Source organism: Bacillus sp. BB51/4, assembly GCF_008368845.1.
Classification (GTDB): Bacteria; Bacillota; Bacilli; order Bacillales; family Bacillaceae_G; genus Bacillus_A; species Bacillus_A wiedmannii.
The window spans coordinates 666,761-676,861 of sequence record NZ_QOSC01000005.1; the positions used below are offsets into that span (position 1 = coordinate 666,761).

Below are 10,101 nucleotides of genomic sequence, written 5' to 3' on the forward strand. Positions count from 1 at the left end.
AAATGAGAGTTTTTTGGCGGAATGGCGAAGAAGAGCTAAAATAATGTCTGAAAACATATACAGGAGAAGTTTGTTATAATAACGGAGGAAAAGAAACTGGTAGAATCATGGAGGTATACATGAAGCAATTAAAAGGTATTATCATTTCAATTATTGCAATTCTTTCTATTGTAGTAGCGGTGTATGAAGTACTTGTTCCAGAAGAAACAAGTATCAAAAAAACAAATGCGTATGATCAAGTTCTAGAATTTCCGAAAGAGCGATATCCAGAGACAGGGAAACATATTACCGATGCTATAAAAGAAGGGCATTCAGAAGTTTGTACAATCGACCGTGGTGGCGCTGCGGATAGAAGAAAATTATCGTTAGCTCCATACCCATCAAAAAAAGGGTATGATCGTGATGAATGGCCAATGGCGATGTGTAAAGAAGGCGGAAAAGGAGCACATATTGAATATATAAGTCCAGCCGATAATCGCGGGGCAGGGTCTTGGGTAGGGAATAAGTTAGATAAATACCCAGATGGTACACGTGTGAAATTTGACGTAAAGTAGTAGTTGCATATTTCATAATGAAGGAGAAGTGACCTATGGAGTTAACAATTTCGTATTCGCAATTAATGTTGATGAACTATGACGGTGATCAGCCTTACGTTGACTGGACGGATGAAGATTTTGAAAGAGGTTATGCGAAGGCGGATGGAACTGTTATTTTTGAAGCACTCTCTGATTATACTTGTGAAGTAAAAGTGACTTGCGGGAAGCATATTGAGAAAGAAGAAGTGATTAGAACGGTTACAGTTCCTTTTACAATTGAAAATGAATGTATCGTTGTAACAAGTATTCTTTCAAATAAATTTCAAATCCCTATTCCAAATGGTGAGTATACAGTTGTATTACAAGCAACTCCTCTTGAAGAACCAACGGATGATGAATTATATAAAATACAATACGAATTCTTTTTTGAAAGTAAAGAATAAAAAATGGGTTATCCTCAAAAAGGATAACCCATTTTCGTTATGCGTTTGTTTTTAGTAGGGAACGTGCATCTTTTGCTGCTTGCACCATGTGTTCTAAAGCCGGGATAACTTCTTCCGTTCTTCTCGTTTTTAAACCACAATCAGGATTAATCCAGAAATATTTAGGATCGCATACTTCTAAAGATTGTTCCACGATTTTATACATTTCATCTTTACTCGGTACACGTGGACTATGAATATCATATACACCTAGACCGATGCCTTTTTCATATGTTGTATGTTTTAATGTGTCAATAAATTCACCGTGACTTCTTGATGTTTCGATAGAAATCACATCTGCATCTAATGCGCGAATCGCATCAACAATATCTTCGAAGTTACTGTAACACATATGCGTATGAATTTGTGTTTCATTTGCTACAGAAGAAGTTGCTAAAAGGAAGGATTGTACTGCCCATGTAATATAAGCGTCCCAATCTTTTTCTTTTAGTGGCATTCCTTCACGAAGTGCTGGCTCATCGACTTGGATTACTCGAATTCCGGAAGATTCAAGTAGTTCAATTTCGTGACGAAGAGCTAATGCAATTTGATACGAAACTTCTTTTCTTGGAATGTCATTTCGAACGAAAGACCAATTTAAAATCGTAACAGGTCCAGTTAACATTCCTTTTACAACTTTCTCTGTTAAGCTTTGTGCATAAACCGTTTCCTTAATAGTCATTCCATTAATAAAGGCAACATCACCATAAATAACAGGTGGTTTTACGCAGCGAGAACCGTATGATTGTACCCAACCGTTTTTAGTGAATGAGAAACCAGCAAGGCGCTCACCAAAATATTCGACCATGTCAGTTCTTTCGAATTCACCATGTACAAGGACATCAAGACCAATTTCTTCTTGGTAACGAATCCATTTTTCTGTCTCTTTTTCAATAAATTGCTCATATTGTTCATTTGAAATAACACCGTTACGCCATTCTTTTCGCGTTTGACGAACTTCAGTTGTTTGGGGGAAGCTACCAATAGTCGTTGTTGGTAATAACGGTAACTCTAGGGCAACTTGTTGTAATTCGTATCGTTTTTCAAATGGAAGAGGACGTGAAAAATCTTCTTCTTTTAGTGCTGTTCGTGCTGCTTTGACATCTTCACGGTTACGTACAGCAGATGAACGAATTGTATGATGTACATTTCGATATGTTTCCAGCTCATTACTAATACTTTCTGTACCTTTAGTGAGAGCAGAGTGAATGAGAACTAACTCTTCTAATTTTTGATTTGCAAATGCTAACGCATCGAATAGTTCAGTCGATAAGTGAGTTTCTTCTGTTTTATCGATTGGTGTATGCAATAAGCTACAAGAAGGCTGAACGATGAAGTCTTTCGTTTGGACTTCTTTTTGTAACGTTGTAAATAACGTAATAACTTCATCAAGGTCAGCTCTCCAAATGTTACGGCCATCTATACAACCGACAGCTAAAATTTTATCAGCTGGGAATCCATATTTTGAAATAGCATGTAGATTACCTTCTTTACCATGAACGAAATCTAATCCAATACCGGATACAGGGAATGTAATAATTTCTTCATAGTTTTCTTCTACACTATCAAAATATGTTTGTAAAAGAAGATTCGCATTTGGAACTTCTTTACGAATAGCTTCATAAATTTCTTTTGCTTGTTGAACTTCTTCTTTCGTTAAAGAAGCGAAAATCGGTTCATCAACTTGAATGACTTGTGCACCAGCTGCATGTAGTTCTGAAAGCAGTTGTACGTATGGTGTAACTAATTGTTTTAAAATCGTAGTAAATTGTTCTTGTGTATAACCTTTAGCTAATTTTAAGAAAGTATATGGTCCTAAAATAACAGGTTTTCCATCTACTCCTAATTCTTGTTTTGCCTCTTCGTATAAGCGAAGTGGACGATTATCTTTTAAAGAGATTTGTAATCCCTCTTCATATTCAGGAACGATATAATGATAGTTTGTGTTAAACCATTTTGTCATTTCAGAAGCTACGTGATCTTTAGAGCCACGCGCCATTGCGAAATATACATCAAGGTAAGATGTAAACTCAGAAAAACGTGATGGGATAAATCCTAGCATATAAGCAGTATCCAAAACGTGATCATAATATGTAAAGTCGCCAATTGGAATGAGTTCAATCCCTTTTTCTTGCTGTACTTTTACGTGTTGAAGGCGAATTTCTTTCATCTTTGTTAAAAATTGTTCTTCATCGATTTTATTGGACCAAAAAGCTTCCAATGTCTTTTTCCACTCTCGTTGTAGTCCGATACGTGGATAACCTAAGTTACTTGTTTGAATTGCCATTTTAAATTCCTCCCTAATTGAAAGTAAGCATTTCCGTTTACTAGGAAATACCTATAACAAAAAGCATAAAGGCATAGAAAATAAGCCTTCCTTTTTGTTTTAACACCTCATCATCATCCGTGAATCTATCAGTGTTGTTAAAACAGGCAGGTCTCCTGACTTATGCTTCATATAATCTCTTTTACCTTCCCGTTTTCACAGTGGCATAGAAAAGAAATCTCAGCATTTACAGTGGCGGGACCGTGTTGGAGTTTCACCAAGCTTCCCTTTTAAACACGAAACGAAATTTTCGTGTACCTATTTTCCTTTTGAAAGGAAGTTAACAAGCGATATGATATTGAAACAAATTCTAACACAATTTTTGGAATTTTGTCTACTGTTTTAAAATAAGAAAATTCTAAAGTTTTTAATTTTAATTATTATGATTTTTCTGAGTTTTTTAAGGCGAAGGGAATTGAAATGAAGAGCGATTAAACATACAAAGAAGTATACACTTGTATAGAGATAAGATACGAGTTATTTTATTTGAAAACTCTTCCGTATTTTGGGAGATGGAAGGAAATTGAATGGTTCATTTTGAAATAGTAACGTATCACAAGAAAGAGTAAGGCTCCTGTATAAAGATAAATATACTAAGTTTATAGAAATGGGGAATTTCAATTGGAACAAAGTACAAAAAATATTTATTCACCACCAAAACATATAGTTTCAGCAGCGACAATTGTAATTAATGAACAAAAAGAAATTCTATTAATTAAGGGACCTAGAAGAGGATGGGAAATGCCAGGTGGACAAGTTGAAGAAGGGGAGTCTTTGAAAGATGCTGCAATAAGGGAGACTAAAGAGGAAACAGGTATTGATATTGAAGTATTAAAATTTTGTGGAGTATTCCAAAATGTGAACCATTCAATCTGTAATACGTTGTTTTTAGCTAGACCAGTTGGAGGTAAATTAACGACTACACCAGAAAGTTTGGAAGTAGGGTTCTATCCTATTGAGCAGGCGTTAGAGATGGTGAATTTTATGAATTTCAGACAAAGAATTGAATACAGTTTGGATGAAAATCAACATCCTTTTTATATAGAATTTTAAGAAATAATCTTCTATTATGGGATACCGGTGATAAATAAATCTTTGTTATATTTTTGAGTGCAGTGAAATAAGTATCTTATAGCGAAAATAAAACAAGCATCCCCCGTCCTAAGTTAGAACGGGGCTATGCTTGTTTTAGGGGGTAAAAAGAAATAACTTTATTGTCTTTTTACAGTTTCTTCTTTATAAGTTTAATTTGTATCTATATCAATTTCTGACAGTCGCCCTGCAACTGCATCTGTAAGGAGGGTGTTTAACCATTGCAATTCAACTGTAATATGTTCAATAACGCTTTGTAAAATATATAGTTGTGCACGTGGAATTTGTCCTTTACTACAATCATATATAGTTTGCATTTTATGTAAATATTGAACGGTATCATTTTTCTTTTTTTCTAAAATAGGAATTAACTCTTGATCATCACCAAAATGAGCGAAAGAGAGTGCTGAATAAATTGGTTTATATATTTGATTTTGTGCCTCGAATTGTTTTAATAGTAACGTGTGAAATAACCGTTTACCTTCTTCTGTTATATGAAAGATTGTTTTATCGGGTCTATTCGTATCTCGAACAATCGTGGTAATACGAATTGCACCCTGCTTTTCTAATTGCTCGAAGGCGTAGTAAAGTGATCCTTTTGCATATTTAATATAACAATCCATTTGTCGTTCTTTCATGATGTGTTGCACTTCATATGGATGTTTATCTCCTTCGAGTAGCAAGCCGAGAATGACTAATTTCATGCTCATGCTGTCTCAACTCCTATAAATAAAAACTTTATACATATTATAAACGGCATATCCGTTTTCATAAAGGGATATGCCGTTTCTTTTCTCTATATTAACTTACTTGCTTTTGTTTTTGTTTCGTTTTTGGACCTGTAAAGAGGCGTTCATTTCCCATAAGTAAAATACAAATAACACTTAGTACAGCCGGGATCAGTGCCCAGAAGAATGTACTGGCAATAGAGGTAGCGAGAGCATCTTTAATACCAGTTAATATTTCAGCTGGAATCTTCTCGGTAGCACCTTGTGATAATAAGAAACTTGTGTCTCCGCCTTTTGGAACTAATTTAGCTAGTTCAGGAGGGAACACAGTGTTTAATTTAGTAGTAAAAATATGGTTTTGAATTGTACCAAAAATCGTTACACCAAGAGTCATACCGAGTGAACGGAAGAATGAGTTTGTTGATGTAGCAGAACCACGGTCTCGCATTTCTAACTTGTGGATAGAAGACATACTTAAAACTGAGAACGAGAAACCAACTCCAAGTCCAGTGAGAACCATAAATAGCGTTACAAGTAGACGAGGTGTATCCATTGTTAAAGTGCTTAGTAAATAAATACCAATTACGAAGAAAATGCCAGATACCATCATGATGTTACGATAGCTTGTTCGAGAAGCTAACTGTCCACCTGTTTGACTTCCAATTACAGAGCCAACCATCATAGGTGTTAAAATTAATCCAGCATTGGAGGCTGAACCACCGAGAACACCTTGAACGAAGATTGGGATATAAACTGTACAGATAATAAAAGCGGCACCATAGAAAAAGGCAACGCCTTGGCTAGCTGCGAATAAAGGTTTTTTAAATAGATGGAAAGAAATGATAGGCTCAGTTGCTTTTCGTTCTACGAAGAAGAAAATAATAAGCATAATAACAACTGTTGTAAATAAACCGATAATTACAGTGGAATTCCATGCGTATTCTTTACCACCAAGTTCTAAGGCAAACATTAAGCAAACGATACTAATAACAAGTGTAATAGCGCCAGCCCAATCAATTTTTTGTTTTCTAAATTCTAGAGATTCACTGTAGTATTTAGTAATGAAGAAGAAGGAGATAATTCCTAATGGAATATTAATATAGAAGACCCAATGCCAACTTATATAGTCTGTAATATAAGCACCTAATAAAGGGCCAAATACACTAGATGTCCCGAAAACCGCACCAAATAGCCCTGTCATTTTCCCACGCTTTTCTGGTGGGAATATATCGTACATAATCGTGAAGGCGATAGGCATAAGAGCACCGCCACCGATCCCTTGAATTGCTCTATAAATACTTAGTTGCTCAATACTAGATGCTGTCCCGCAAAGTGCAGAACCAAATAAGAAAAGAATGAGACCACCAATATAAAAGCGTTTCCGTCCGTACATATCAGAAAGTTTTCCGAAGATAGGCATCCCTGCCATTGTTGCTACCATATATGCAGACGTGACCCAAACGAACTTGTCAAATCCTCCTAGGTCTCCAACAATCGTTGCCATTGCTGTTGCAACGATTGTATTATCCATTGCCGCCATTAAAATACCAAGTAATAAACCTGCAACAACAAATTTTGTATTGTTGGAGTCTTTTTTTGATAATTGAGATTCCAAATATAACCCTCCTTTAATAATAGTAAAATATATGAAGTTTTGAGTGCAGCGCATAAAAATTTGAAATATAGTTTTTTAAATCAATTTACATAAGTGCACTGACAAAGCCATAAAGAATATTATAGTCAAATTTGACTAAAAGGCAAACTTTTTCTTCCGCCAAAATATTCTGTTGTATGGACAGAGAAAGAGTGAGCAATACTTAGTATTGGTGTAAAGTCAATGAAGGAAATTGTAAAAAAATATTTCAGTAAGAATACCTTCTGTTAACAGAGGAAAAATGGTTTTTTCTTTATATTGTCGAATAGGATAAAAGGAAGAGTAATAACTATATATCGTTTGTAACAAGCTTTATTAATATTGTGTGGAGAGGCAGAATAAGGTCGTATGGATATGATGCATCTGAAATGGGGTGAATATTATTATGAAAATATGGAAACGAATTTCAGATCAAGGTAGGCGTTCAATGCCGCTACAACCGGTGTTATGGATTGATGGCTCAAAAAAGGAAAACGAATGTCCTAATGTAGCAGTTACATTGCAAATCCGTAGTATGTATAAAGAAAAATTTTCATATGAACTGACCTATGATGTAAATGACATACTTATTATTCGAATTGAAGTAGAAAATAAAGGAATGGAAATGATTTCACGAGTTGTAGTAAGTCATATGATTCGAGATTATTTTGCATATATCCCAAATTCATTAAAGGCTGATAAGGGGATGAGCGAGTTTTTGTTCCAGCTTGTAAGGTGGCGAATTGATAATTTATTACCGAATGAGAAAGTAGAACTAATTTGTAAAATAAAAGCAAATAAAGATAAAGCAATCAAAAACGCATTATTTCAGGCTACATATACATTTCAATATAAAGGAGTATCATATGGCCCGCTGCAAACAAATGAAGTTGTTGTGCGGCAATGATAAAAAGGAACCTGTAAGAAAGGTTCCTTTTTTAATGAAGGTTGTGTTTTTTGAGTACTTTTTTTTGCTCGATTCCTTTTTTTCCTACATAATTATTTTTATAACCAAAATATAAAATGAAAAGAAAGGAAGCAACATTTACAATAGCATCAATTTGATCGTTTGTAATAAAGTTCACTCCGAAAGAATTAAACAGTAATTTTAATGATAATAGAAAACCTGCTAGTAAACGTATAATATCTGATAGATTCTCTTTTTGTAGCATATAAGTCACCTCTTTCTAAAACGATATATAGTATATATATGAAATAGAATAGAAATGGTAGACAAGCTTAAGCGGAAATGTACACTCAATATGTACATTTTTTATTTTGTAGAAAAACATAATTGTTATAGAAACATATATTGGTATAGAAAGGAGGAGAAGTATGAAACATAAAGGGAAAATTAGTGGGTTATTACTTGGGAATACAGTGGCAGTTACAGAATGGATTGCGCTTCAGGATGTAATTACAAAACTGGATTCGCGATCATTTTATACCGTCTTTATTATTTATATATTGCAAATGATACTCAGCTATTATTTTGGACATTGGTATGATAAAAGAGCGAGTGGGCGTATGGATACGGAAGTAGGGGGGATGGCAAGTAATGATTTTGTAGTTGATTTCTTTGAGAAAGTAGCTGCTTTATCAGAACGGGATTCTCATAATATTACAGTGTACATTCTTTCTGTGAAAGAATGGAAAGAACTAAAAGAAACAGTGCAAGAAAAAAAATTGGAGGTGTTAGTACAAAAATTGGAGAGTACGATTGTAAAGACAATTCGTAAAGGAGATGTCGTTACTAGGTGGGATGAAAATAAGTATGTTATTGTGGCGATTGATAACGGACATGAAAAGTCGACAATAACAAATCGATTAATGAAAAATATTGAAAGTGAAATAGAAAATGGTTTGTTAAGTATGACGCTATTATTTGGAGCTGCTAGTTATCCAATAGAAGGAAAAACTTTTGAAGAATTGTTAAGAAAGGCACAAAATCAATTGTACCAGCATAGGGATTTGTAAGAAAATGAGTGAAACCTTGATTTGAAGAAATATGATATGAAGAAGTTTTGAATGTAACATTTTTTTGACTTTTATTACAAAAAGAACTTTTATTGTAATAAAAGTCTTTAAAAATATATGGAATAAGCATATAATTATGATGGATGTGTCAATGCATTTTGCACAATGTGTTTCATTTTAAAAGTGTAGAGGAAAGCATGCTCTACACTTTTCCTTTTTAGGGAATGACAAGAATAATTGTAAGTTGTTGCAAGATAGCATTTATACTGTGTAAAATGAACAAATAGATTATTTGATAGAAAGCCGGAAAGGGAATGATAGAATGATAGACGTGAGAGAACAACGATCATCTTTTATCAGGTGAATTATTATTACTGTTGTTCTTCAAATTATTATGGCTGTGATGAATTCCGTTGTACTTTTATGTAATACATAGTATGAACAGGCTTTAAAAAGTGCTAAGTAAAAGATGGATATGAAACTGCTAATTGGTTCAAAAAAGTAAAATGTAATTTTAAGTAATACAATTTGTACAAGCATTATAAACAATATCAATGATTTTCGTAGAAAAGGTGCGAGTATGGAGTTTATAGAAGGATGTATAATTTTCATAGCTTTTTACACGATGATCGTATATAAGTAGGAGGAAGAAGATGTTGAAATATAGTAAATTAGCAATTGTAACTGCATTATCAATGACTTTATTAGCCGGTTGTTTCGGACCGAAACCAGAAGAGGAATTATATGTTGCATTTGAAAATGCTGCAAAGCAAGAAAAAACAATGTTTGAAGATGCAAAGAAACTTGAAACTTTAGAAAAAGAGGGACAAGAATTATATAACCAGATTGTTCAAGAAGGAAAAGATAATAATCAAACTGTTAAGGAAAAATTGAACCAAGCAGTGAAAAATACAGATGAACGAGACAAAGTGCTTAAAAAAGAAAAAGAATCTTTAAGTAAGGCACAAGAAGAAGTAAAATCAGCAGATAAATATGTGAAGAAAATTGAAGATAAGAAATTGAAAGATCAAGCGGATAAAGTGAAAAGCACATATGAGAAACGACAAGATTCATTTAACAAGATGTATGATAGCTATAATAAATCGTTAAAACAAGAAAAAGAATTATATACAATGTTACAAGATAAAGGTACAAAATTAAAAGATATTAGTGAAAAAGTAAAAGTAGTAAATCAATCTTATAAGGATATTGAATCAGAAAAAGACAAGTTTAATGAATTTACAAAATCTTATAATACAGAAAAAATAGCTTTTTATAAACAAGCAAATATTAAAATTAAAGAAGAGAAAAAATAAAACAGTTTGGC

The 10,101-nt window shown here is 33.6% G+C and carries 10 protein-coding genes and 1 riboswitch; of the genes, 6 read left to right on the top strand and 4 right to left on the bottom strand.

The annotated features are described in order from the left end of the window. Positions 1-119: 119 nt before the first annotated feature. Positions 120-554 (top strand): DNA-entry nuclease, encoded by a 435-nt coding sequence (gene nucA / locus DN392_RS05930; RefSeq protein WP_000811502.1) that lies wholly within the window; start codon positions 120-122, stop codon positions 552-554. A 35-nt stretch (positions 555-589) separates the two neighbouring features. Further along, a complete protein-coding gene (comJ, locus tag DN392_RS05935) occupies positions 590-979 on the top strand; it encodes a competence protein ComJ (protein ID WP_000424013.1) in 390 nt (129 codons plus the stop codon). A gap of 37 nt (positions 980-1,016) precedes the next feature. Here the strand turns inward: comJ and metE are convergent, their stop codons facing one another. Further along, positions 1,017-3,305, bottom strand: coding sequence for a 5-methyltetrahydropteroyltriglutamate--homocysteine S-methyltransferase (metE, locus tag DN392_RS05940; RefSeq protein ID WP_149237917.1), 2,289 nt, complete (start codon positions 3,303-3,305; stop codon positions 1,017-1,019). 128 nt (positions 3,306-3,433) lie between these two features. Further along, positions 3,434-3,621: riboswitch (cobalamin riboswitch) on the bottom strand. Positions 3,622-3,965: 344 nt separating this feature from the next. On the opposite strand from metE, the gene DN392_RS05945 reads away from it, so the two are divergent. Next, positions 3,966-4,397 carry an NUDIX hydrolase gene (locus DN392_RS05945; RefSeq protein ID WP_000438217.1) on the top strand — a complete coding sequence of 144 codons (432 nt, stop codon included), beginning with the start codon at positions 3,966-3,968 and terminating at the stop codon, positions 4,395-4,397. Between the two features lie 191 nt (positions 4,398-4,588). Here DN392_RS05945 and DN392_RS05950 read toward each other — a convergent pair whose 3' ends face one another. Continuing rightward, complete coding sequence (locus DN392_RS05950) at positions 4,589-5,146, bottom strand: PadR family transcriptional regulator (RefSeq protein ID WP_000062072.1); 558 nt, start codon at positions 5,144-5,146, stop codon at positions 4,589-4,591. A 91-nt stretch (positions 5,147-5,237) separates the two neighbouring features. Next, positions 5,238-6,779: an MDR family MFS transporter gene (locus tag DN392_RS05955; RefSeq protein ID WP_000445748.1), complete on the bottom strand. Its 1,542-nt coding sequence runs from the start codon at positions 6,777-6,779 to the stop codon at positions 5,238-5,240. 424 nt (positions 6,780-7,203) lie between these two features. Here DN392_RS05955 and DN392_RS05960 point away from each other — a divergent pair, with 424 nt between their 5' ends. Then, positions 7,204-7,704, top strand: coding sequence for a hypothetical protein (locus tag DN392_RS05960; protein ID WP_046957438.1), 501 nt, complete (start codon positions 7,204-7,206; stop codon positions 7,702-7,704). Between the two features lie 31 nt (positions 7,705-7,735). Here DN392_RS05960 and DN392_RS05965 read toward each other — a convergent pair whose 3' ends face one another. Next, positions 7,736-7,969, bottom strand: coding sequence for an SPP1 phage holin family protein (locus DN392_RS05965; protein ID WP_000939452.1), 234 nt, complete (start codon positions 7,967-7,969; stop codon positions 7,736-7,738). A gap of 163 nt (positions 7,970-8,132) precedes the next feature. Here DN392_RS05965 and DN392_RS05970 point away from each other — a divergent pair, with 163 nt between their 5' ends. Then, on the top strand, positions 8,133-8,774 hold the full coding sequence (locus DN392_RS05970; RefSeq protein WP_000680839.1) for a diguanylate cyclase domain-containing protein: 642 nt from the start codon (positions 8,133-8,135) through the stop codon (positions 8,772-8,774). Positions 8,775-9,427: 653 nt separating this feature from the next. Next, complete coding sequence (locus tag DN392_RS05975) at positions 9,428-10,090, top strand: YkyA family protein (RefSeq protein WP_000922489.1); 663 nt, start codon at positions 9,428-9,430, stop codon at positions 10,088-10,090. The last annotated feature ends 11 nt before the right edge of the window (positions 10,091-10,101 follow it).